The 23,431-nt window shown below is 50.6% G+C and carries 28 protein-coding genes; 7 read left to right on the top strand and 21 right to left on the bottom strand.

Annotation, left to right across the window (positions count from 1 at the left end):
• Window positions 1-81: 81 nt before the first annotated feature.
• The 6 genes from OVA10_RS12375 to OVA10_RS12350 form a co-directional block, all read right to left on the bottom strand.
• Window positions 82-309 carry a hypothetical protein gene (locus OVA10_RS12375; protein ID WP_268196889.1) on the bottom strand — a complete coding sequence of 76 codons (228 nt, stop codon included), beginning with the start codon at window positions 307-309 and terminating at the stop codon, window positions 82-84.
• Window positions 310-441: 132 nt separating this feature from the next.
• Window positions 442-2,736 carry a replication endonuclease gene (locus OVA10_RS12370; RefSeq protein ID WP_268196034.1) on the bottom strand — a complete coding sequence of 765 codons (2,295 nt, stop codon included), beginning with the start codon at window positions 2,734-2,736 and terminating at the stop codon, window positions 442-444.
• Window positions 2,726-3,001, bottom strand: a complete 276-nt coding sequence (locus tag OVA10_RS12365) for a DUF5405 family protein (RefSeq protein WP_181826453.1) — start codon at window positions 2,999-3,001, stop codon at window positions 2,726-2,728. Before OVA10_RS12365 ends, OVA10_RS12370 begins: the two co-directional genes overlap by 11 nt.
• A 22-nt stretch (window positions 3,002-3,023) precedes the next feature.
• A complete protein-coding gene (locus OVA10_RS12360) occupies window positions 3,024-3,242 on the bottom strand; it encodes a DUF2732 family protein (protein ID WP_268196033.1) in 219 nt (72 codons plus the stop codon).
• 66 nt (window positions 3,243-3,308) lie between these two features.
• A complete protein-coding gene (locus tag OVA10_RS12355) occupies window positions 3,309-3,809 on the bottom strand; it encodes a replication protein B (RefSeq protein ID WP_181826455.1) in 501 nt (166 codons plus the stop codon).
• Window positions 3,806-3,976, bottom strand: coding sequence for a hypothetical protein (locus tag OVA10_RS12350; RefSeq protein ID WP_181826456.1), 171 nt, complete (start codon window positions 3,974-3,976; stop codon window positions 3,806-3,808). Before OVA10_RS12350 ends, OVA10_RS12355 begins: the two co-directional genes overlap by 4 nt.
• Before the next feature lie 97 nt (window positions 3,977-4,073).
• On the opposite strand from OVA10_RS12350, the gene OVA10_RS12345 reads away from it, so the two are divergent.
• Window positions 4,074-4,262 carry a hypothetical protein gene (locus tag OVA10_RS12345; RefSeq protein WP_181826457.1) on the top strand — a complete coding sequence of 63 codons (189 nt, stop codon included), beginning with the start codon at window positions 4,074-4,076 and terminating at the stop codon, window positions 4,260-4,262.
• A 2-nt stretch (window positions 4,263-4,264) separates the two neighbouring features.
• On the opposite strand, the gene OVA10_RS12340 is transcribed toward OVA10_RS12345, so the two are convergent.
• Both OVA10_RS12340 and OVA10_RS12335 read right to left on the bottom strand, forming a co-directional pair.
• On the bottom strand, window positions 4,265-4,504 hold the full coding sequence (locus OVA10_RS12340; RefSeq protein ID WP_181826458.1) for a hypothetical protein: 240 nt from the start codon (window positions 4,502-4,504) through the stop codon (window positions 4,265-4,267).
• Between the two features lie 41 nt (window positions 4,505-4,545).
• Entirely contained in the window at window positions 4,546-4,824 is a 279-nt protein-coding gene (locus OVA10_RS12335) for a regulatory phage cox family protein (RefSeq protein WP_181826459.1), read from the bottom strand.
• A 124-nt stretch (window positions 4,825-4,948) separates the two neighbouring features.
• Between OVA10_RS12335 and OVA10_RS12330 the strand changes: the two genes are divergently transcribed.
• Together OVA10_RS12330 and OVA10_RS12325 are read left to right on the top strand one after the other, a co-directional pair.
• Window positions 4,949-5,248 (top strand): helix-turn-helix domain-containing protein, encoded by a 300-nt coding sequence (locus OVA10_RS12330; protein ID WP_181826460.1) that lies wholly within the window; start codon window positions 4,949-4,951, stop codon window positions 5,246-5,248.
• Window positions 5,249-5,344: 96 nt separating this feature from the next.
• Window positions 5,345-6,355, top strand: a complete 1,011-nt coding sequence (locus OVA10_RS12325; protein ID WP_181826461.1) for a phage integrase — start codon at window positions 5,345-5,347, stop codon at window positions 6,353-6,355.
• 216 nt (window positions 6,356-6,571) lie between these two features.
• Here the strand turns inward: OVA10_RS12325 and OVA10_RS12320 are convergent, their stop codons facing one another.
• From OVA10_RS12320 to OVA10_RS12305, 5 genes are all read right to left on the bottom strand, one after another.
• Complete coding sequence (locus OVA10_RS12320; protein ID WP_248858583.1) at window positions 6,572-6,964, bottom strand: cell envelope integrity TolA C-terminal domain-containing protein; 393 nt, start codon at window positions 6,962-6,964, stop codon at window positions 6,572-6,574.
• A gap of 57 nt (window positions 6,965-7,021) precedes the next feature.
• Window positions 7,022-7,657, bottom strand: coding sequence for a leucine efflux protein LeuE (leuE, locus tag OVA10_RS12315; protein ID WP_100779948.1), 636 nt, complete (start codon window positions 7,655-7,657; stop codon window positions 7,022-7,024).
• Between the two features lie 66 nt (window positions 7,658-7,723).
• A complete protein-coding gene (locus tag OVA10_RS12310; RefSeq protein ID WP_107703436.1) occupies window positions 7,724-8,134 on the bottom strand; it encodes an Exc2 family lipoprotein in 411 nt (136 codons plus the stop codon).
• 17 nt (window positions 8,135-8,151) lie between these two features.
• Window positions 8,152-8,280 carry a KPN_01571 family protein gene (locus OVA10_RS26150; RefSeq protein WP_213015980.1) on the bottom strand — a complete coding sequence of 43 codons (129 nt, stop codon included), beginning with the start codon at window positions 8,278-8,280 and terminating at the stop codon, window positions 8,152-8,154.
• A gap of 122 nt (window positions 8,281-8,402) precedes the next feature.
• Window positions 8,403-8,576: a YciY family protein gene (locus OVA10_RS12305; protein ID WP_087892605.1), complete on the bottom strand. Its 174-nt coding sequence runs from the start codon at window positions 8,574-8,576 to the stop codon at window positions 8,403-8,405.
• A gap of 143 nt (window positions 8,577-8,719) precedes the next feature.
• On the opposite strand from OVA10_RS12305, the gene cls reads away from it, so the two are divergent.
• On the top strand, window positions 8,720-10,180 hold the full coding sequence (gene cls, locus OVA10_RS12300) for a cardiolipin synthase (RefSeq protein WP_100779946.1): 1,461 nt from the start codon (window positions 8,720-8,722) through the stop codon (window positions 10,178-10,180).
• Window positions 10,181-10,214: 34 nt separating this feature from the next.
• Window positions 10,215-10,544, top strand: coding sequence for an HI1450 family dsDNA-mimic protein (locus OVA10_RS12295; protein WP_100779945.1), 330 nt, complete (start codon window positions 10,215-10,217; stop codon window positions 10,542-10,544).
• A 30-nt stretch (window positions 10,545-10,574) separates the two neighbouring features.
• On the opposite strand, the gene OVA10_RS12290 is transcribed toward OVA10_RS12295, so the two are convergent.
• The 7 genes from OVA10_RS12290 to OVA10_RS12260 all read right to left on the bottom strand — a co-directional run bounded on the left by OVA10_RS12290 (window position 10,575) and on the right by OVA10_RS12260 (window position 18,508).
• Window positions 10,575-11,411, bottom strand: coding sequence for an ion transporter (locus tag OVA10_RS12290; protein ID WP_268196032.1), 837 nt, complete (start codon window positions 11,409-11,411; stop codon window positions 10,575-10,577).
• Window positions 11,412-11,459: 48 nt separating this feature from the next.
• Window positions 11,460-12,464: a murein tripeptide/oligopeptide ABC transporter ATP binding protein OppF gene (gene oppF, locus OVA10_RS12285; protein WP_100779943.1), complete on the bottom strand. Its 1,005-nt coding sequence runs from the start codon at window positions 12,462-12,464 to the stop codon at window positions 11,460-11,462.
• Window positions 12,461-13,474 (bottom strand): ABC transporter ATP-binding protein, encoded by a 1,014-nt coding sequence (locus OVA10_RS12280; protein ID WP_107703435.1) that lies wholly within the window; start codon window positions 13,472-13,474, stop codon window positions 12,461-12,463. The genes oppF and OVA10_RS12280 overlap by 4 nt, the downstream gene beginning before the upstream one ends.
• An 11-nt stretch (window positions 13,475-13,485) precedes the next feature.
• On the bottom strand, window positions 13,486-14,394 hold the full coding sequence (gene oppC, locus OVA10_RS12275; RefSeq protein WP_102103881.1) for an oligopeptide ABC transporter permease OppC: 909 nt from the start codon (window positions 14,392-14,394) through the stop codon (window positions 13,486-13,488).
• Between the two features lie 14 nt (window positions 14,395-14,408).
• Window positions 14,409-15,329 (bottom strand): oligopeptide ABC transporter permease OppB, encoded by a 921-nt coding sequence (gene oppB, locus OVA10_RS12270; protein WP_100779940.1) that lies wholly within the window; start codon window positions 15,327-15,329, stop codon window positions 14,409-14,411.
• Between the two features lie 124 nt (window positions 15,330-15,453).
• Window positions 15,454-17,088 carry an oligopeptide ABC transporter substrate-binding protein OppA gene (oppA, locus tag OVA10_RS12265; RefSeq protein WP_102103882.1) on the bottom strand — a complete coding sequence of 545 codons (1,635 nt, stop codon included), beginning with the start codon at window positions 17,086-17,088 and terminating at the stop codon, window positions 15,454-15,456.
• A 772-nt stretch (window positions 17,089-17,860) separates the two neighbouring features.
• On the bottom strand, window positions 17,861-18,508 hold the full coding sequence (locus OVA10_RS12260) for a YchE family NAAT transporter (RefSeq protein ID WP_100779937.1): 648 nt from the start codon (window positions 18,506-18,508) through the stop codon (window positions 17,861-17,863).
• A 486-nt stretch (window positions 18,509-18,994) separates the two neighbouring features.
• Here OVA10_RS12260 and adhE point away from each other — a divergent pair, with 486 nt between their 5' ends.
• Entirely contained in the window at window positions 18,995-21,676 is a 2,682-nt protein-coding gene (gene adhE, locus OVA10_RS12255; RefSeq protein ID WP_100779936.1) for a bifunctional acetaldehyde-CoA/alcohol dehydrogenase, read from the top strand.
• Between the two features lie 81 nt (window positions 21,677-21,757).
• On the opposite strand, the gene tdk is transcribed toward adhE, so the two are convergent.
• Entirely contained in the window at window positions 21,758-22,372 is a 615-nt protein-coding gene (tdk, locus tag OVA10_RS12250; protein ID WP_100779935.1) for a thymidine kinase, read from the bottom strand.
• Between the two features lie 549 nt (window positions 22,373-22,921).
• Between tdk and hns the strand changes: the two genes are divergently transcribed.
• Window positions 22,922-23,335: a histone-like nucleoid-structuring protein H-NS gene (hns, locus tag OVA10_RS12245; protein ID WP_008502781.1), complete on the top strand. Its 414-nt coding sequence runs from the start codon at window positions 22,922-22,924 to the stop codon at window positions 23,333-23,335.
• Window positions 23,336-23,431: the final 96 nt, after the last annotated feature.

The following is a 23,431-nucleotide window of genomic DNA, read 5'->3' as shown; positions in this document are numbered from 1 at the left end:
TTTACTAAAGCTAACGCCTCGCAAGGCGAGTTGTACAACCCCGCCAGCACTGAAAGCAAGTTTCAGCACCGGCGGCGTTTGCTATGGTCGACGTGGTGGCGGAATAATCGGGCCTTTCACTGGTGTAAACGCCTCCATTTTCGGATTGCTGATATCGTACAGCCTGCCGTGATTATCTCTGACTATTTTGGCACACCCGACCAACTCGGCAGGTGTCAGGTTCTCGTTAACCATTATTTGCTGTATCCGATGCACGACGGCCATCAGTTTAATATTTTGTCTAGTATGTATCGGCGGCAATGGCATCATACTTTTGTGGCTCATTTATCCTTCACCTCAATCTCAACGTTACGTAGTTTCAATTCAACTGGCAGGTCAGATTTACCAGTTAAGATATCGTGAATGAACACCAATAAGAATAAGTATGAATTATGTAATCTTTCATAAACCCCACTCCATTTTATGTGCATGACCCGGCCACTCACTAAAAGCCGCATACTTGAATTTTTTATCGCCATAAATCACCGTTGCCCCACGTGCCAGCGCGTCAAGCTCCCACCGTTCCGGGGTGATACCTTCCTGTGCTAAATCGCAACGAATTTTTGCAACGCGATCCCTTTCGGCATGGGTCATCCTGGCTGAAGGCGCTTGCTCGCTCGTTTTGAGCGGAGCCGCATTTCTTTGCTGACGATTTTTGCGAGGCGTGCCGTCTTTTGAGGCAGCTCTGAGCACCCTCATCACTTCGGGGTCATCCCATCCGATGACCCTTTTATCAATCAGGTTTAACACCGCTGCGGCTTGCTCAGACGGTGTGGGTGTCATAACTGGATCGCCACCGCCGGTGAGCTTTCCACAGTTATTGACAGGACTCCGAGGCGCGGCAATGCCGCTTTTTAAAGTCAAAGGCTCAACGGCTAAAAGCTTTGGAACGATGCGCCATTCGGCTGTGCGGGTAACGTGTACCAGCTCAGAGCCCAAGTGCGGCGCGTAGATGCCCACGACTCTCTCTATGTCCTCTTCGTAGGCGTTAACCTCGTCAGTCACGTTACGAGCCACACGGACTGTCTGGCTATCGCGTGGAACATTCGCCCCACCCTGCGCTGCGATATACAGGTCAAATTCACCTTCATCAGCTGCAGCCCTCGCCGCCTCGACACGCTCATCGAATTCATCAGCAATGCTTACGCCGCGAGGCAGTTTGCGCAGCTCGCGATATGCGCCCATCGTTGGCAGGCCAATAGATTTGAATTGCGGGATGCGCCACGTTGACGCCCATGCGGTTACAGCAGCGGCCGTATCAGTCAGAGGCTTGCCTGTGTCGTGATCGACCTGACCATCGAGCGCGTAACCATCGATATTCTTCGCAATGTATTTTGCGATGTAACCGGCTGCGCCACCTTGATTGAGGTGCTTCGCTTCAAAGCGCTGTGTTGCGGCCCCCTTTTCATCGCCATCTTCTTTTAAGGCATAACGGCGCATGATTTCGGTGATGTGTTTGCGTTGTTCTGGTTTGCAAAAAAGCATCATGTGCCAGTGCGGCGTTCCGTCATGATGCGGCTCGACAACGCGCATCCCGTAGACCTGCAAATCGTTATCTTTAAAAGCTGTACGCATCAGGCTCCAGATACGGCACAAATACCGCTGTCCATCCTTCGGCGTAAAGGCGGTTTCATTCCAGCCGTGATTAAGTTGCACTGTCTTTTTATCGCCCTTTCCGACCTGACGTGTCGGGTGATACTTCGATGGCGTGGTGATAGTGATAAACATACCGACGTCACCCTGACCGGCCGCGTAGCGCTCAATCCCGGCGATAGTGTTCATCAGTTCCATACGACGAATTTCGGGGTTTGAAATACTGCCCATGACTTTGCTGATGAGATCGATGCGTTCGCCGGTTACTTTGTTTTCCAGTTCGCATGATTTGAGGTATTCAAGATTAGCCAGGCGGCGAGAATGAACGTCGCGGATCGCCGTTTTGCTGGCGTATGGGGAGCGGTCTTTGTTCACCTCACCGGCGGCAATCAGCAAGGCCTCGTGCCAGCGCATACGCTGCGCCTTAAACTGGTTAATCCACCATTCATCATTAATCAAACGAGAGATAGCGGAAAATGCCTGGCGGATCGTGATTTGCCCTTTGCGGTATTTCTTCCAGAACATCGGAGTGATGTTGAATGCGCGAGCTGCACCGGCAACGTGACCATATAAGTGCGCCTGCGCCTCATCGGTGAAAAGAGTCTCTTTACCGCCGTGAGCATCTGCCCAAGCGTCGCTTAATTCTTCATAAGCAACATAGAGCTGCGAAGCGATACGAGCTGCAAACTTTTTGAGCGCCTTGTCACTCATACCAGGTAAACGCGAATAGCTTTCTCGCTCGCTCATGAAGATTAGCGATGCGGTCTCGTTCATTCCATTAAGCTGATTGACCCGCTCAAGACGCGGCCCCACCCTTTGCTCGACGGTGTTCTTAAGGAAATAGAAACCATGAAGTGGGCTTTTAGTACGACGGATAAAGTCATACCGAGAGTTGAACAACGTTTTTAAGACGTATGGCAGGCGATTAACTTTACCTAAAACACCTTGCACCTGACGGAATTCGCCACGTGTAAGGGGTCTGTCACGGCCAATTGCAGAGCGTGGAGCATTCCAGGGATAAGCACCGACGAATGTATCATCGGTGTGCTTCGAGAAAGGAGGCGGTGGCGAGGGGGCAATACGCCCCCGAGGTTCAACGGCCATTTGAAGTGAAGGCGTCCAGACATTGCTTTGCTACGCGCTCAATCTGAGTTTCAAGCGCCGAGAAACGAGTGGCGTCTCCCGTTAAAAGGTCATGCAAAACAAGACCGGAAACGAGCTTAGAAATTGTCGGGTAGTAACCCACTACATCCAGCCAGTCCTTACCTTCATTCTTGCCAGATGTAGCGGTTTTCTTTTCCTGCAAAATAAATTGATAGCGGTCGCTGGTAATAACGTACTGGTTATTTATCTCGATGCGTATGCTCATTTTTACTTCCTGTTAAAAGTGGTTAATCTGCTCTACCAAAAATCGAGTTGTGTAACTTTTCCGACTCCTGACCTAAAAACTCGATAATCTCGGTGCGGTTTAGTTCTGACTTACTGATGTGCGCGATAAGACCGTCAAACTGAGAAGAGAAGCGGGTCGCTGTCTCGCGCTGTGCTTCGCTTACTGCCTGCGCCAGAAGTACCGAATACCTACCCCGCTGCGCTGTATTTTGTTTTTGCATTTTCCAATCTCCAGACAAAAGGAGTCCCCACGCTGTAAGGCGCGTAATAAAACGAATCCAGATTAATTAATGTAAATACTGCTCAGGTTTTACCGCGGTTAAAATAGTTGGTGCGTACTCAAAAAGGCTAAACAGCTCTCGCAAAGCGCGGAATAGTTTGTCGCGCCAGTAGCAGTCCTCTTCGTTCAATCGCCAGTGCGGCATACTGAACTCCTGATCCGTAAGCCCGGCATGACGGAAAAGAGAACGTCTTTGACTAACCGTAAGACGGCTGATGAAGGTCGCCTTAGTCGAGCCATGCTGGCGAAACCGACTGAATGCGAATCTCAGTTCATCCAGAGCACAGACAAGACGCTCGCGATCTGCTTCGTCCATTTCCTCTAAACGCATGAATGAATGACGCTGCTTTAACTGAGCGTGAAAACAAACGGTCAGTCGTTCCCGCTCCATCATCTGATTGTAAAAATCGCAAGTGTCCTGCCAGCGAGGTTGAGCCAGGTACTTGCAGACCAGACCGCGAAGCGCTGTCGGTTGTTTCTGGATCACATCAAGTGTCATAACAGTCATAACCAGAACCCTCTATTTTTAGCCAGATGGCGAAGCTTCTCGATAACACCCGGCTTTCGGGTGCGGATGATGATGCCCTTGCGGCCGCGACCGTGAGTGATGGTGAAGTTAATCTGGTTAGGGCTTTCTCTACGTAGCAGCTGTGCGATACAGCGAGGCTCTTTCATAATTTCTCCTTAGGGAGTCGGGTTTTAACCATGCCCGACACATGGCCTTGTGATAGGATCGAATCGCCAAAAACAAGCCAATCACATGAGGTATTTCATGACTAATCAACAAAATGAAGAATTAATTGCCATTCTAAACTCAGCTATTTCATTGGTTAATTCTTCCTCTGATGCGATCTCTAATCGTGAGAAGGCTGAGGAAATCAACAAACTGTCAGTCCAGTTGAGAGAGGCAATTCAATCTAAAATGCCTGTCACGCATAAAAGCTTTTTAGATATTAACTAAGCTCAAATACTGGTGGGGTTTGCCATAGCCCCACGTTCTTTTGCTAAAAATTCCAGATACAGCCCTGCAATCTCCTCATAGGCAACATCAAGTTCAAAAACTTCTCCAGACGTAAGATGCACCTCAACTTTGTCGGCTGTTTCAGTGCGCTCACGGATAGCGGCCACGCTTTTTAAGTCGATCAGCACCCGCATACCATTAGTGATATGACGAATGCAGCCATGCTTTATTGGTTTTGACATGCAATTTCTCGATTGAATGTGAATGAATTAGATGAATCTATTTACCGTGAAGGTTGCCCTAAGCCGAGCCACATCAGCCAACCGTCGCGAATTTCTTTCGGGCGGCTGTCATAGGCCATTTTCATGCCTTTGTTCCATGCTGGCAGGTATACCCAATATTCCCCAGCTCTCCCGCTTGTTGACTGCGGATCGGTCATTTCAACCACAGGCAGCTTGCCCTTCTCAATCATCCCTTTGACAGCTGCAGGAGTTTTGCCAATAAGACGCGCGAATTCCTGATACGGGACCGCATCAGTGTTACTTACAAGCTGATTGTTCATCTGTTACGATTCTCCTTTAGTGTGGTTAATTGCTCTAAATGGGGTTTAATTGCTCTAAATGATGATTCACCTATCGATGAGTTAAATCAACGATAGGTGATAATGTTCAACTATAGGTGATTTTATGTCAATACAGATCCATGAAAAAATCAAACTCATCAGAGAGTCAGAAAGGTTAAACAGGAAGCAATTCAGCGACTTGACGGGAATCGTTTATGGTTCTTTTTGCAGTTATGAGTCTGGCGACAAAAAGCCGGGGGTGGAACCGCTCATGAAGATACTGCAGCACCCGCAGTTCACTAAATATACGTTGTGGTTTATGACTGACCAAATAGCACCAGAAGCTGGGCAAATTGCACCGGCTCTCGCGCACTTTGGGCAGCAGACAACAACGTCACCCCACTCAGACCAGAAAACTGGCTAACCATTTACGGCGCTTATTTGTGCAGTCAATGCACAGTGAGTTTTTGTTATTTAAATCAGGAAATTGAAGTACGCAGTAACATCATCGGGAGGCTTTATGTCTATTAAAAAGCTCGATGATGGTCGATATGAAGTGGACATTAGACCGACCGGGCGTAACGGAAAACGCATCCGTCGGAAGTTCGACAAGAAAAGCGAGGCGATGGCTTTTGAAAAGCATACTCAATATAACCATCACTCAAAGGAATGGCTTTCAAAACCAACGGACAAACGCCATCTGTCCGAACTGAAAGAGTTGTGGTGGAAACTAAAAGGTCAGCATGAGGAACACGGCCAATCGTATCTCAATAAAATTGAGCGATTTGAAAAGATGACCGGCAACCCATGTGCCTTTCAGATCACCAAAAGTCTGATAACGCAGTATTGCGCACAGCGACGGGGTGATGGCATTAAGCCAACCACCATAAACCGGGACCTCATCACGCTGGGCGGTATGTTCACCACCCTGATTGAGTCAGAGCTGTATAACGGTGAGCATCCGTTCAGAGGGTTTAAAAAACTGAAAGAGCAGACTGCCGAAACGGGCTATCTCACTCTTGATGAGATTGACGCACTTCTGGCGGCGCTATCGGGTGGAAATCGCAAGATCGCGGTTTTGTGCTTGAGCACCGGTGCGAGATGGGGCGAAGCAGCGCGACTGAAAGCGGAGAACGTGATTCATAACCGGGTGACTTTCGTGAAGACGAAAACCAACACACCGCGCACGGTTCCGATCTCCGAAGAAGTTACGGCTTACATTGTCGGTAATACGCGAGGATTTCTGTTCCCTGATGCTAGCTATAAAGTATTCAGGAAAATCCTCAAAGCGGTTAAACCTGACTTACCCGCCGGGCAAGCAACGCACGCGCTGCGACACTCTTTTGCAACGCACTTTATGATTAACGGAGGCAACATCATTACACTACAGCGGATTCTGGGTCACACGAAAATTGCACAGACAATGGTCTATGCGCACTTCGCTCCGCAGTACCTGCAGGATGCGATTTTGCTCAACCCGTTAAAGGGTGAAAGCGGTGGACAGAACGTCCACATAACGTCCACACCCTAGGTGCTTTTTATGGCTTTTGACTGCTAGTAGTAAAACGTGAAGCCTTGTCTGGCGCGGCTTTCCAGTTTCGCCAGGCATAAAAATGGCTCCCGCAGGCGCTTTTCCTATATCGTCATCACGATTGCATTGATACCAAAAGCCCCGCCAGTGTGTGCGGGGCTTTTATTTTTTACATGACTCAACAGGACAGGAAAAAAGTAATCCCCCTCACCTCATTCACTCCCCGCGCATACTAAAACCGGCTCTGCGGAAGTCTCGATATACTTCGGGATTGGTGAATGCCGGGAACTTAGCTTTCTGGGCTGCGGATTTGAGTGCTTCGCAATAGGCTTTATTGCCGTCGCTGGTCGATATGTTTAACGCCGTGCCATCCTCTGCAAACTGGATGTGCAACCTGCATTGTTTTCCTTTCCAGCGCTGAGGATCAACAAGTTGGTTATTGATGGCATCTCTGATGGCTCGCGCCTGTGCGCCCCACTCATCCTTGTCATCCCAGCGGCCGGAACTGCAATCACCCGTTGCGGTGGTTTTATGGCATCCGGACGGATGTAACGGTGCGCAGCCCGAGACCAGGCTTATCAGAATGGCGAGCATAAGAATCTTATTCATGTGAAACCTTTAATATCGTCCCGCCAACCGCTTTCACGTTTGGCGGGACGATGGTTCTCAATGCAATGACGCGAGTCGCGCCGCAAAGCCCACAAACAGCAAACCGATCAAGCCATTTCCCAGCTTCGCCAGTTTCTTTTTGGTTTTCAGGTAGCGGGTGACAAACGCGCCGGAGAAGATCAGGAAACTCATATACATAAAGCTGATAAGCTCAAGAGTGGTCGCGAGGATCAGGAAAGAGGTCCCGGTGTTTTTCGCGCTGACGTCGATGAACTGTACGAAGAATGAGACGTAGAACAGAATCGCTTTAGGATTGGTCAGGCTCAATACCAGCGAGCGCTTCATGATCATGCTCGCGGGTTCCGTTCCCCCGGCTTGCGCGCTATTTTTATGCGTCATCACTGACCAGAGCATTTTGCCACCCAGCCACAGCAGATAGAGCGCACCGAGATAGCGGACGATGTTGAACAACACCGGTGTGGTCTGGATCAGCGCAGCGACTCCTGCCCATGCCAGAAACATCAGTACCGCATCACCGATGAAAACTCCCGTGGCGGCGAGATAACCTTTTTTCACCCCGTGGCCGATGCCGGTTTTTAAAACAAACAACGTATTCGGGCCAGGCACCAGCACAATAAAGAAAGCACCCACAACATAAGTCCAGAAATTGAGAACACCAAACTCCGCAAACACCACCCGCTCCTTTTATCAAATAAATGAAAATGCCGCAGCTAAGCGGCATTTCAGGGTTAACTTTCGCTATTGTACGCCGTTATACCCGTCAAGATAAGACGCTGCCAGCTCATTCCCGAACAGCTTCGCATCTTTCTCTTCCATATCAGATGACCACTGATCGCTCTTATTACCCGTAAAGCTGTTATTAGTTTTGACGCCTTTCAGCACCTGATCGCGGATACTTTGCGCATACTCATTGGCTTCCACCAGGGTGCGCCCCGCTTTGCGGTCCGTTTTGCCCTGCTCGTAGAGCTCGCGAAACTGCGGCACATTCAGGCGATAATTGAGCTGTTGGCTGTTGGCGAAATTTCCACCGACAAAATTCGATTGATGAGAAACGAAGTAATAAGCGTGTCTTTCAGGTGCGGTTTTGCTGTTGGCGCATCCGACGAGGACCGTCACGGCCATGAGTGCGGCGAGGTATTTACTGTTCATCCCTTTTTATTTCCCTTTTATATGTTCCACTGCATCATCCAGGCACCGACAAAATCAACCAGCCCTGAAAATGATGACAATCCCAAACTTTCCCTGAGCGCATCCAGCGCAAAAAGCACAACCAATACCCACAGGAATGGATTCATCTGTTTTTATTCAATGCGTTATGTAGGTGAATTATATCTGAACAGCAGGGGGCGAAGGATACTGCGAAAATTGATAGTTATGCGGGAAACATCAGGCACCTGTCACGGTGCCTTCAGGGTACTCAGAGATCGCGAACGGCAAACACCAGTGCATTACGGTGATGGCTAAGTCCACATTTTCTGATGGCGTGGATACGCATATTGCGGCGGGACTGAGCCTCAAGCCAGCGGGCTTTACGACGACTCATTTGTCGCAACATGCGCCAGCGCCCTACTTCCGTTCTGCTGCGCTTCATGTCTACAACTCTTTCCTTAACAGAGACGCCATTATAAACCCCTGCCCACGGTAAACCAGCGCTTTTACCCACCCTTTTTATTTGCCAGATCAATTCTGATGCGTACACTCATAACAATACGCTTTCAAAAGGATTTTTTATTTATGACAACCTTCTACACCGTGGTGAGTTGGCTGGTCATTCTGGGATACTGGCTGCTGATCGCAGGTGTGACGCTTCGCATCCTGATGAAACGCCGGGCCGTCCCTTCTGCCATGGCCTGGCTTTTGATCATCTACATCCTGCCGCTGGTAGGAATTATCGCGTATCTCTCCTTCGGTGAATTGCATCTGGGTAAGCGCCGCGCCGAGCGTGCGCGCGCCATGTGGCCGTCGACGGCAAAATGGCTGAACGATCTGAAATCCTGCAAACATATTTTCGCCCAGGAGAACAGCAGCGTCGCCTCGTCATTGTTCAAACTTTGCGAACGTCGTCAGGGAATTGGCGGCGTCAAAGGCAATCAGCTGCAGTTACTCACTACCTCCGACGATGTGATGCAGGCGCTGATCCGCGATATCCAGCTCGCCCGACATAATATCGAGATGGTGTTCTATATCTGGCAGCCCGGCGGAATGGCCGACCAGGTAGCGGAATCGCTGATGGCGGCATCGCGCCGGGGTATTCACTGTCGTCTGATGCTCGATTCCGCCGGCAGCGTGGCGTTCTTCCGTAGCCCCTGGGCGACCATGATGCGTAATGCCGGCATTGAAGTTGTCGAAGCGCTGAAGGTAAATCTGCTGCGTGTGTTCCTGCGCCGCATGGATTTACGCCAGCATCGCAAGATGATCATGATCGACAACTATATTGCCTACACCGGCAGCATGAACATGGTCGATCCGCGCTTCTTTAAACAGGACTCTGGCGTGGGTCAGTGGGTCGATTTAATGGCGCGTATGGAAGGCCCGGTTGCCACAGCGATGGGGATTGTTTACTCCTGCGACTGGGAAATCGAAACCGGCAAACGCATTCTGCCGCCGCCGCCCGACGCTAACATCATGCCGTTTGAGCAAGAGAGCGGCCATACCATTCATACCATCGCTTCCGGGCCTGGATTTCCCGAGGATTTAATCCACCAGGCGCTGCTCACGGCGGCCTATTCTGCGCGTGAATATCTGATCATGACCACGCCCTATTTTGTCCCGAGCGACGACCTGCTCCATGCGATTTGCACCGCCGCACAGCGCGGAGTGGATGTCAGTATTATTATGCCGCGTAAAAACGATTCGGTTCTGGTGGGCTGGGCCAGCCGGGCCTTCTTTAGCGAGCTGCTGGCAGCGGGTGTCAAAATTTATCAGTTTGAAGGGGGCTTGCTGCATACCAAGAGTGTGCTGGTCGACGGCGAACTGAGCCTGGTCGGCACGGTGAATCTGGATATGCGCAGCCTGTGGCTCAATTTTGAAATTACACTGGTGATTGATGACGTCGGTTTTGGTGGCGATCTGGCGGCGGTGCAGGACGATTATATCTCCCGCTCGCGCCTGCTGGATGCGCATCTGTGGATGAAACGTCCGCTGTGGCAGCGGATCACCGAACGACTGTTTTACTTCTTTAGTCCGTTGCTGTAAAACGTGCCCAACGATGTTTTAACAGGTAATCATCATGGAAATGGATCTGAACAATCGCCTGACTGAAGACGAAACCCTTGAGCAGGCCTACGACATTTTTCTCGAACTGGCGATGGACAATCTCGATCCCGCAGACGTGATCCTCTTCAATCTGCAATTTGAAGAGCGCGGCGGCGCAGAGCTGTTTGACCCGTCCGAAGACTGGGCCGAGCACGTCGATTTCGACCTCAACCCGGACTTCTTCGCCGAAGTGGTGATTGGGCTGGCCGATACTGACGGCGGCGAGATTAACGACATTTTTGCCCGCGTGCTGTTGTGCCGGGAAAAAGATCACAAGCTGTGCCACATCCTCTGGCGCGAATAACAAAAAGGCTGCGATGGCAGCCTTTTTTATTTAGTCCAGTAGTTCACTCCCGCAGCGATTACAAAACCGCGCACTATGCTCATGGCTCGCCTGCTGGCATCTCGGGCACTTACGCTGCTGCTGACGATTCTGAAATGCCGCGCTCATGTGAGTGGTAATCAGACCGGTCGGGATAGCAATCACCGAGTAACCAATCAAAATCAGCACTGATGCCACGATCCTGCCGAGCGGCGTGTGGGGGGTAATGTCCCCGTAGCCCACGGTCGTCACGGTGACAATCGCCCAGTACACCGACGCATTCAGCGTGGTGAAACCGTAAGTCGGCCCTTCAATCAGATACATTAGCGCGCCGAAAACCACCATCACAATCGCGATAAACGAATAGAACAGGATCAGCTGATGGCGGGCGCTATAAATGGCTTTCCAGAACACGCGTAAAGACGGCATAAAACGCAGCAGTTTCAGGACGCGCAGCACGCGGATGGCGCGCATCGCTCGCCACGCAAAAACATAATTGATGCTGATTTCAGGCCACAGCCACATTACATACAGCGGCAGAATCGTCGCTAAATCAATAATCCCCCAGAAGCTGAACACATATTTCGCCGGATTTGCCCAGCTGAACAGGCGCAGGAAATACTCCAGGGTAAATATCAGGGTGACAAACAGCTCCAGCCAGACGAACAGATGCCATTCATCGAGCGTAAGGTGATACTGCGTCCCCAGACCGGATTCAATAAAGATGATGAATACGCTGAGAAGCGCAAACAGGCCGCACAATCCTTCGAAGCGACGCCCGGAGCGGGTGTTAGGATCGAATAGCAGGCGATAGGTCTTACGCCGGACAGAAGAAACGGATATCGACACGTTAACCTCGCAAAAGAAGAAGGGCTGACATCATGTCAGCCCTTGCGATTATAACGGGTCTACTTTCAGGCAGGAAACCGCATGTCGGAAACTTCCTTCCAGAACAGGCCGGGTTTGCGCACATTCCGGTCCCGCCATTGGGCAACGCGTGCGGAACACGCAGCCAGACGGCGGGTTGATCGGCGAAGGCAGCTCCCCTTCCAGAAGCTGGATGACTTTATTTTTTTCCAGATCCGGGTCGGGAACCGGCACCGCGGACATCAACGCTTTGGTGTAAGGGTGCAGCGGGTTGTGATAGACCTCATCATAGGTGCCCAGCTCCACCGCATGGCCAAGATACATCACCAGCACGCGGTCGGAGATGTGTTTCACCACCGCCAGGTCATGGGCGATGAAGATCAGCGACAGCCCCATTTCACGCTGCAATTTCTGCAGCAGGTTCACCACCTGCGCCTGTATCGACACGTCCAGTGCTGAAACCGGTTCGTCACAGATAATCAGCTTCGGTTCCAGAATCAGCGCGCGGGCAATACCGATACGCTGACACTGACCGCCGGAGAACTCGTGCGGATAGCGGTTGATAAGGTTCGGCAGCAGGCCCACTTTCATCATCATCGCTTTCACGCGATCACGAACTTCCTGACGCGGCATTTTCGGATGATAGGTGCGAAGCGGCTCAGCAATGATATCGCCGATGTTCATACGCGGGTTCAGGGAGGCCAGCGGATCCTGGAAAATCATCTGGATGTCGCTGCGCACCGCGCGCCACTCTTCCTGTTTCATTCCCAGCAGGTCTTTGCCAAGCCAGGCCACTTTGCCGTCCGTCGCTTTGACCAGGCCGATAATGGCCCGGGCAAAGGTCGACTTTCCGCAGCCGGACTCGCCGACCACGCCCAGGGTCTCCCCTTCATAAAGACGCAGGGTGACGCCATCGACGGCTTTCAGGGTTTTCGACGGCTGCCAGAACCACTGCTTGCCGTCTTTAATGTCGAAATGCACTTTTAAGTCAGCGATTTCGAGCAGGACATTTCTTTTTTCGTCAATGGCGTTCATACCAGCTCCTCATGCGGCTTAAAGCAGGCGCGCAGGCGGCCTGGTGCAAACTCTTCCAGCGGGGGGGCGCTGTTGCAGATTTCCATCGCGTACTGGCAGCGAGGCTGGAACGGGCAGCCTTTCGGCAGACGCAGCAGGTTTGGCGGGTTGCCGGGAATGGTCAGCAGTGATTCGCCTTCCGCATCGAGACGCGGAACCGCATTCAGCAGGCCGATAGAGTACGGGTGCGCAGGATGATAGAACACATCGCGCGCCCTGCCGTACTCCATGGTACGACCGGCATACATCACCAGCACTTTGTCACAGATGCCGGCCACGACGCCGAGATCGTGGGTAATCATGATGATGGCGGTGTTGAACTCACGCTTCAGTTCGTTCAGCAGGGTCATGATCTGTGCCTGAACGGTCACGTCCAGCGCGGTGGTGGGTTCATCGGCGATCAGCAGTTTTGGCCGACACAGCAGTGCCATGGCGATCATTACGCGCTGGCGCATCCCACCGGAAAACTCATGCGGGAACATGCGCATGCGTTTCCGCGCTTCTGGCATTTTGACTGCATCCAGCATTCTGACTGACTCTTCGAACGCCTCGGCTTTGTTCATGCCTTTATGCAGCATCAGGACTTCCATCAGTTGCTCACCCACACGCATGTACGGGTTCAGCGAGGTCATTGGGTCCTGGAAAATCATCGAAATCTGTTCTGCGCGCAGCTTGTTCAGCTCGTGCTCAGGCAGATTCAGAATGTTTTTGCCGTTAAAGGAAGCGGTTCCCCCGATGCGGCCATTCGGTGCCAGCAGCCCCATCAGCGCAAAGGCGGTTTGCGATTTACCAGAGCCGGATTCACCGACGATACCCAGCGTTTCACCGGCCCGCAGATCGAAATTCAGATCGTTGACGGCGGTAACATCGCCATCCGGGGTTTTAAAGGTGACGCGCAGATCTTTGACATCCAGCAGCACGTTTTGCTGCTTTTGCGCCTGTGGCGCAGCTGCCGTTTCAATAATAGTCATCGCGGCACTCCTTAACGGTCTTTCGGGTCGAGGGCATCACGCAGGCCATCGCCGATAAAGTTGAAACAGAACAGGGTTACCACCAGGAAACCAGCCGGGAACAGCAGCAGCCACGGAGAGACTTCCATGGAGTTTGCGCCATCGCTTAACAATGCGCCCCAGCTGCTCAGCGGCTCCTGGGTACCCAGACCGAGGAAGCTCAGGAAGGATTCAAACAGGATCATGCTGGGTACCAGCAGTGATGCGTACACCACGACCACGCCCAGCACGTTTGGCACGATATGGCGCACCACAATCCCGCTGACGGAGACACCGCCCACCTGGGCTGCTTCGATAAATTCTTTACGCTTCAGGCTCAGGGTCTGGCCGCGCACGATACGCGCCATATCCAGCCAGGAAACCATCCCGATAGCCACGAAGATCAGCAGGATGTTTTGTCCAAAGAAGGTCACCAGCAGAATAACGAAGAACATAAACGGGAAGGAGTTCAGGATTTCCAGCAGACGCATCATCACGGAATCCACTTTGCCGCCGAGGTAGCCGGAAAGCGAGCCGTAAAGTGTGCCGACGATCACCGCTACCAGCGCCGCAGCGATACCGACCATCAGAGAGATACGGCCACCGATCGCCACGCGCACCAACAGGTCGCGCCCGGAGGAGTCCGTACCAAAATAGTGGCCGGAAACCATATCGGGAGCACTGGACATCATGCCCCAGTCAGTATCGAAATAGGTGAACTGCGACAGCATCGGGGCCAAGGCCACGAACAGGGCAATACAGATCAAGACGACCAGACTGGCGACGGCCGCACGGTTATGCATAAAGCGACGGCGGGCATCTTGCCACAGGCTGCGCCCTTCGACTTCAAGTTTCTCAGTGAAGTTTTCCAGCGCCTCGCTGTTTTTCTTACTCAACATCATGGCGTGCTCCAGCGCTAGTAGCGAATTTTCGGGTCGATAACGGCATACAGCACATCGACAATGGCGTTAAAGAGAATGGTCAGTGCACCGACCAGGATCGTAAGGCTGAGCACCAGCGAGTAGTCACGGTTCAGGGCACCATTCACAAACAGCTGACCGATACCCGGCAGGCCGTAAATGGTTTCAATGACCATGGAACCCGTGATGATCCCAACGAACGCAGGGCCCATATAGGAGAGCACAGGCAACAGCGCAGGTTTTAACGCATGACGGAGAATGATGCGGTGCATCGGCAGGCCTTTTGCCCGCGCGGTACGAATAAAGTTGGAGTGGAGCACTTCAATCATCGAACCACGGGTAATACGCGCGATACTGGCGATATAGGCCAGAGACAGCGCCACCATTGGCAGAATCATGAATTTTAGCGCCCCGCCGTTCCAGCCGCCTCCGGGCAGCCATTTGAGCGTGATGGCAAATATCATCACCAGTAACGGTGCCACCACAAAGCTCGGGATAACCACCCCGGTCATGGCGATCCCCATTACCGTGTAGTCCCATCGGGTGTTTTGTTTCAGCGCGGCAATGACGCCTGCGGTGACCCCCAGGACAACGGCCAGAATAAACGCCGCTGCGCCTAACTTAGCCGACACGGGGAAGCTCGATGCGACGAGGTCGTTAACGGAATAGTCTTTATATTTAAACGAAGGACCAAAATCGCCCTGTGCCAGCTGCTTCAGATAATTGAAGTACTGCGTGGAGATAGGATCGTTTAAATGGTATTTGGCTTCGATGTTCGCCATGACTTCTGGCGGCAGTGCGCGCTCGCTGGTAAACGGACTACCTGGTGCGAGACGCATCATGAAGAATGAAATCGTAATGAGAATAAAAAGCGTCGGTATCGCTTCAAGACAGCGACGTAGGATAAATTTCAACATTGCCCGTACCTTCTGGCGTGTGCCTTTTACACAAGCTCGTTCAGTCGTTACTGAATGATGCCGTGTATATTGTGCGATGAATTAAGACACGGTGGGGCAAATAACTTTGCCCCACGGTTTGCCATTAATGCTTAATGATGTACAGATCTTTGGTGTAGATGTTATCCATCGGATCTTTGCCGGTATAACCGCCAACCCATGGTTTCACCAGACGCGCGTTTACATAGTAGTAAACCGGTACAATCGCAGAATCCTGACCCAACTGCTGTTCCGCTTTGTCGTACAGTGCAGTACGCTGCGCTTCGTCAGTCACTTTCAGCGTATCTTTCATGATCGCGTCAAAGGCCGGGCTCTTATAGTGCGCGGTGTTCATGGAGCTGTCAGACAGCATGGTGTTCAGGAAGGAAGTCGGTTCGTTGTAATCCGCACACCAGCCCGCACGCGCCACGTCATAGTTGCCCTGATGACGGGTATCCAGGAAGGTTTTCCACTCCTGGTTCACCAGCTTCACATCCACACCCAGGTTTTTCTTCCAGATGGAGGAAGCCGCGATGGCCAGTTTTTTGTGCAGATCGGAGGTGTTGTACAGCAGGTTAAACGTCAACGGTTTATCAGCGGTGTAGCCTGCTTCAGCCAACAGTTTTTTCGCTTCTTCGTTACGTTTTTCCTGAGTCCAGGAGAACCACTCTGGTTTGGTCAGTTTCGCACCGTCAGTATATGGCGGGGTGTAGCCAAACGCTGGCAGATCGCCCTGCGCTTTTACTTTGTTCACGATGATGTCGCGATCCAGACCCAGTTTCAGCGCGGTACGTACGCGAGCGTCATTGAATGGCGCTTTCTGGTTGTTGATTTCGTAGTAGTAAGTACACAGATACGGGTCAACGTGAACTTCAGTCGGGATCTCTTTTTTCAGCTTCTGGAACAGTTCGATCGGCAGGTTGTTATAGGTCATGTCGATCTCACCGCTGCGGTAGCGGTTTACGTCGGTGACTTCAGACGAGATCGGCAGATAGGTAATCTGATCGACGATGGTTTTCGCGTTATCCCAGTAGTTGGTATTACGCTCCATCACGATACGCTCGTTAACCACCCAGTCTTTCAGCTTGTACGCACCGTTGGTCACGATGTTCGCTGGCTGAGTCCATTTCTCACCGAATTTTTCGATAGCGGCTTTGTTGACCGGTGACATGGCCGGGTTAACCAGCAGTTTGTAGAAATACGGAACAGGTTCGCTCAGGGTCACTTCCAGCGTGTGGTCATCAACCGCTTTTACGCCCAGCTCAGATGGTTTCTTTTTGCCGTCGATGATTTCATCAACGTTCAGGATGTGACCGTACTGCGGATAGCTGGCGTACGGGGATGCGGTGTTGGGATCCACCAGACGCTGCCAGCTGTATACGAAATCTTGTGCGGTGACAGGTTCACCGTTGGACCATTTTGCGTCTTTACGCAGGTGGAATGTCCAGACTTTAAAGTCTTTATTATCCCAGGATTCAGCCACGCCCGGGATCGGGTGACCGTCTTTGGTGGAGGTAATCAGCAGGCCTTCAAACAGGTCGCGGCTGATGTTTGCTTCAGGAACGCCTTCAATTTTGTTCGGATCCAGTGACTGTGGCTCGGCGCCATTGTTGCGGATCATGGTTTGCTTTTCTGACAGTGTGACACCTGCAGGTACATCAGCAGCCATTGCCATATTACCTGCGATTAGCGCAGTGAAAATTCCTGCGGCAATCAGACTTTTTTTTGTGATGATGGACATTGTGTTGATACTCCACTCATTATAATTACTGGTTTTAATGCCAGCCTGTTTATTTCCCCTAAGGGGTCCTGAACAACGCAGGAGTTTAGCTGCTGTCAGGTCGTTTACTTCTTGCTATCACCGACTGTACTTATTACTGGTGGCTCGTTTGGCCGCCTTGCGTCGATTCTTAACACGCCTCCCCTGTTTTGAGGCGTGTGATGTCTCGTTGAGATGAGCGTTATATTTGAAAATCATTCTCATCTGGAAAAGTGCGTTGGCAAAATATAAGGCCGGAAAGTACCAAATGGCTTAATTTCGCGCCAATACATTTTGCAAATTTGTTAAGCAATTCTCTTTAACGGGGAGTCCCGTTTTTCTGGGGGGCGTCCTGCCACACATCAAAGGTAAAGAAACTACCAAATATTCAATGTGATAGAGAGTTTCCTCTCGCCCACCGCTGTGTTGTGGTCACCTCGGTGGGTTTTTGTACAAAAATTTAACAACTGATTATTATTTAGCACATTCGTCTAGGGGAATGTTGAAATTACTAATATCATTTCAGTTATCGCACAGCAAGCCCCAGAGTATCGTGTGAGTAAAATAACAGAGTGTTTGCGCGGTTTATGTTCAGGTCGTGTGAAAGGATAAAACTAAGTTACTGAAATGTAAGAAAACAGATTTATTAGCAGAATTTATTATGTCTTGTGAAGTTTTCAACTTTATTTATATGATTTGCTGATAATCACGAAAAAAAACGGAGCCACTGGCTCCGCTCTTTCAAATGAAAACGTTAATTTAGTAACCCAGGGAAAATACTTTTTAGCCCGGTCACAATAAATTCGATCCCAAGCGCCATCAGCAACAGGCCCATAATACGGGTAATAACGTTAATGCCGGTCTGCCCCAGCAAACGCACCAGCCAGGGTGCAATTCGGAAAACGCCCCAGCAGCAGAGGGCAAACAGCGCAATCGCCACCGAAAAGCCAACCAGATGCACCCAGTTGTGGTAGCGGGTTCCCCAGACGATGGTCGAGCTGATTGCCCCCGGTCCGGCCATCAACGGCAACGCCAGCGGCACAACGCCAATGCTTTCGCGTACCGCCGTTTCTGATTTTTCCTGCTTGTTCTGTTTATCCTCACCCAGCTTGCCGCTGATCATCGACATGGCGATAGTCACCACCAGGATGCCGCCGGCGATACGGAAGGAGTCGATGGAGATGCCAAAGATTTGCAGAATCGAATCACCGAGGAAAAGCGACGTGAGCAAAATGATGGCCACCGACAGGTTTGCCGTCAGGTTGGTCTTATTTCTGGCAACCGCCGTCTGGTAACTGGTCATGCTAATGAAGACAGGAATGATCCCGACCGGGTTCACCAGCGCGAACAACCCGATAAAAAACTTAAAATAAGTAGAAAAATCAAAGAGCAATGGGGTCACAGTTAGCTCCGTAAATCAGCATGGCCCAGGCGACAGAATAAAGGGATAAAAACCGCGCTGAAGATACGCTTTTTATCAGCATACTTCACCAGAAATCTGCGCCAAAACGCTATGATTTTCATGTGTTATGTATTTGTGTAAGCAATGATAGTTTTGATTCCATTACTTTTGTAATTATTTAACACTTGATATGATTGTGCGAAATACCCGTGCTGAAAGGTATCAGCTTCGGTGTAAATTGATTTAGATCATGTTTTTCGTACTCAGAAGTGAGTAATCTGGGTGACACCAAAAGGGAGAGAAAGAAACAAAAAGGGATGATGCTAAAGTCAGGCTCTTTTAGTAAGTTAGTGCAAAGCGTTAACAGTAAACGAGACTAAACCTTTGTTTTACTGTGTGTTAAGCAAGTACTGGCACCTCGTCTATAATGTTGTCGTATCGAGCGCTGGTTTACTAAAAGAGTTTAAACATTATCAGGAGAGCATTATGGCTGTTACTAATATCGCTGAACTGAACGCACTCGTCGAGCGCGTCAAAAAAGCCCAGCGTGAATATGCCAATTTCACCCAAGAACAGGTTGATAAAATCTTCCGCGCCGCCGCACTGGCTGCTGCAGATGCTCGAATCCCTCTCGCTAAAATGGCCGTTGCCGAATCCGGTATGGGTATCGTAGAAGATAAAGTGATCAAGAACCACTTTGCTTCTGAGTATATCTACAACGCCTATAAAGATGAGAAAACCTGTGGCGTGCTGGCTGAAGACCACACCTTCGGTACCATCACCATTGCAGAACCTATCGGTATCATTTGCGGTATCGTTCCGACAACTAACCCGACTTCTACCGCGATCTTCAAATCTCTGATCAGCCTGAAGACACGTAACGCCATCATCTTCTCCCCACACCCACGTGCTAAAGATGCGACTAACAAAGCCGCTGACATCGTACTGCAGGCTGCCATCGCTGCGGGTGCACCAAAAGATCTGATCGGCTGGATTGACCAACCTTCTGTTGAACTGTCAAACGCACTGATGCATCACCCGGACATTAACCTGATCCTGGCAACCGGTGGCCCAGGCATGGTTAAAGCAGCATACAGCTCTGGTAAACCAGCAATCGGCGTAGGCGCAGGTAACACCCCTGTTGTTATCGACGAAACGGCTGATATCAAACGTGCTGTCGCGTCTGTCCTGATGTCCAAAACCTTCGATAACGGCGTTATCTGTGCTTCTGAGCAGTCCGTTGTTGTGGTTGATTCTGTCTATGATGCGGTGCGCGAGCGCTTCGCAAGCCACGGCGGCTACCTGCTGCAGGGCAAAGAGCTGAAAGCGGTTCAGGACATCATCCTGAAAAATGGCGCACTGAACGCCGCCATCGTTGGTCAGCCAGCATACAAAATCGCTGAACTCGCAGGTTTCACCGTACCCGCTACCACTAAGATCCTGATCGGTGAAGTGAAAGTGGTTGATGAAAGCGAACCTTTCGCACACGAAAAACTGTCCCCTACTCTGGCGATGTACCGTGCGAAAGACTTCGAAGACGCTGTGGTCAAAGCAGAGAAACTGGTGGCAATGGGCGGTATCGGTCATACCTCTTGTCTGTACACTGACCAGGACAACCAGCCAGAACGTGTGAAATTCTTCGGCGACAAAATGAAGACCGCACGTATTCTGATTAACACCCCGGCTTCTCAGGGTGGTATCGGTGACCTGTACAACTTCAAACTCGCGCCTTCCCTGACTCTGGGTTGTGGTTCATGGGGTGGTAACTCCATCTCTGAAAACGTTGGTCCTAAGCACCTGATCAACAAGAAAACCGTTGCTAAGCGAGCTGAAAACATGTTGTGGCATAAACTTCCGAAATCTATCTACTTCCGCCGTGGCTCTTTGCCAATCGCGCTGGATGAAGTGATTACTGATGGCCACAAACGTGCGCTCATCGTGACTGACCGTTTCCTGTTCAACAACGGCTATGCAGACCAGATCACCTCTGTTCTGAAAGCGGCTGGCGTTGAGACTGAAGTCTTCTTTGAAGTAGAAGCTGATCCAACCCTCACCGTTGTTCGTAAAGGTGCGGAACTGGCGAACTCCTTCAAACCAGACGTGATCATCGCGCTCGGTGGCGGTTCCCCAATGGACGCCGCGAAAATCATGTGGGTTATGTACGAACACCCAGAAACGCACTTCGAAGAACTGGCGCTGCGCTTTATGGACATCCGTAAACGTATCTACAAGTTCCCGAAAATGGGCGTGAAAGCGAAAATGATCGCCGTCACCACCACTTCCGGTACCGGTTCTGAAGTGACTCCGTTTGCGGTTGTTACCGACGACGCAACCGGCCAGAAATACCCACTGGCTGACTACGCGCTGACTCCAGACATGGCTATCGTTGATGCCAACCTGGTGATGGATATGCCGAAATCACTGTGTGCATTCGGTGGTCTGGATGCAGTAACTCACGCCCTGGAAGCTTACGTTTCTGTACTGGCATCTGAATTCTCTGACGGTCAGGCACTGCAGGCTCTGAAACTGCTGAAAGAAAACCTGCCAGCGTCTTACAACGAGGGGTCTAAAAACCCGGTTGCTCGTGAGCGTGTGCACAATGCCGCGACTATCGCAGGTATCGCATTTGCTAACGCCTTCCTGGGTGTATGTCACTCCATGGCGCACAAGCTGGGCTCTCAGTTCCACATTCCTCACGGTCTGGCGAACGCCCTGCTGATTTCCAACGTTATCCGCTATAACGCGAATGACAACCCAACCAAGCAGACTGCATTCAGCCAGTACGACCGCCCAATGGCTCGTCGTCGCTACGCTGAAATCGCAGACCACCTGGGTCTGAGCGCTCCTGGTGACCGTACCGCTGCGAAGATCGAGAAACTGCTGGCATGGCTGGACAGCATCAAAGCTGAACTGGGTATTCCTAAGTCAATCCGTGAAGCGGGCGTTCAGGAAGCTGACTTCCTGGCACACGTTGACAAGCTGTCTGAAGATGCCTTCGATGACCAGTGTACTGGTGCGAACCCGCGCTACCCACTGATCTCCGAGCTGAAACAGATTCTGCTGGATACCTACTACGGCCGTGAGTTCCACGAAGACAACGCTGTTGCAGTGAAAACTGAAGCACCTGTTGTTCTTAAAGCTGACAAGAAAGTGAAGAAAAACGCTTAATTGCTTAGCCCAATAAAAAACCCGCCTCGGCGGGTTTTTTTATGTCTGTTGATTACTCTACAGACAAAGGGGAATAAGCTGTTATCGGCGAGAATTTTCCTGAATTGCCGTCAGTGAGCCGACAACCAGCGCTTCTTTATAATGCTTGCGACATACCGAGATATAACGCTCGTTGCCACCAATCACCACCTGCTCCCCTTCTGCGTAAGGTTTCCCTTCCTGATCAAGACGAAGCACCATACTGGCTTTACGGCCACAGAAACAGATAGTTTTCAGTTCCACCAGCTTATCTGACCACGCCAGTAAATACTGGCTGCCAATAAACAGCTCTCCGCGGAAATCGGTGCGTAAACCATAGCAAAGCACGGGAATATCCAGCTGATCGACCACTTCAGATAACGCATGGACTTGCTCGCGGGTCAGGAACTGGCTCTCGTCCACCAGAACGCAATGTACCGGCTTCTGCGCGTGTTCTGTGCCGATATCTTTTAGCAGGTCAGTCTCTTTATTAAACAGCGTTGCAGGCGACGACAGGCCGATACGCGAGCTCACCTTTCCGGCACCAAAGCGATCGTCAATCTCGGCGGTGTAGACGATAGCGCGCATACCCCTTTCTTGATAGTTATAAGCGGACTGTAGGAGCGCCGTGGACTTCCCTGCATTCATTGCGGAATAGTAAAAATATAGTTGTGCCATTGGTCGTTAAACCCTAATCAATGTGTAATATTCCCGATGGTTGATTGTACCCTATTTTTCCCCCTTTCTCAGCGACGCTACGCACAGACTCAGCCTGAGAAGTAAAGTCAGGTTCCGGACGAAATGAGAAAATAGCATGTTAAAACAGGCAGTAATCACACCTGGACCTCATAAACCCTGACATTTCAACTTAAGCAAATCCTGATTTTTATAGTGGAGTCAGCTGGCTTTAAAATTCAGTATTTATTAACTATCGGTGCGGTTAAACGGCATTATGGGAGTAATACAAAAGGTTGATATTTATCCGGGGTAACTATAAGCGGTTAGAGATTTGTCACAAAACTAAACACTCTGGCCATCAGTTTATCCCATTAGCAGGGATATCAAATCTGTCTTTGGCGTAATGAAATTTAAGTTAGCGTCATTAATAATAGCGCCAGATATTAACTCTTTTTTGAATTCCTTACATTCCGACCTATTGCACATCTGAAATTATCACTCTATTATTAGGACAACAAACCAACCCAATATAAGTTTGAGATTACTACAATGAGCGAAGCACTTAAAATTCTGAACAACATCCGTACTCTTCGTGCGCAGGCAAGAGAATGCACCCTCGAAACGCTGGAAGAAATGCTGGAAAAATTAGAAGTTGTTGTAAACGAACGTCGTGAAGAAGAAAGCGCTGCTGCTGCTGAAATCGAAGAACGCACTCGTAAACTGCAGCAATATCGCGAAATGCTGATTGCAGATGGTATCGATCCAAACGAATTACTGAACAGCATGGCTGCTGCTAAGACCGGTACTAAAGCTAAACGCGCTGCTCGCCCGGCTAAATATAGCTACGTTGACGAGAACGGTGAAACTAAAACCTGGACTGGCCAGGGCCGTACCCCAGCAGTTATCAAGAAAGCCATGGATGAGCAAGGCAAACAACTGGACGATTTCCTGATCAAGGATTAATCACCCCGCCTTCAGAAAAATCCCGTTTATACGGGATTTTTTATGCCTGTAATTTACCGCCGAGATATCTTCTTACACCCCGTCATATAGCCACAT

The sequence above is a fragment of the Lelliottia sp. SL45 genome, assembly GCF_026672535.1.
Classification (GTDB): Bacteria; Pseudomonadota; Gammaproteobacteria; order Enterobacterales; family Enterobacteriaceae; genus Enterobacter; species Enterobacter nimipressuralis.
This window is presented reverse-complemented; position numbering and strand designations above follow the sequence as displayed.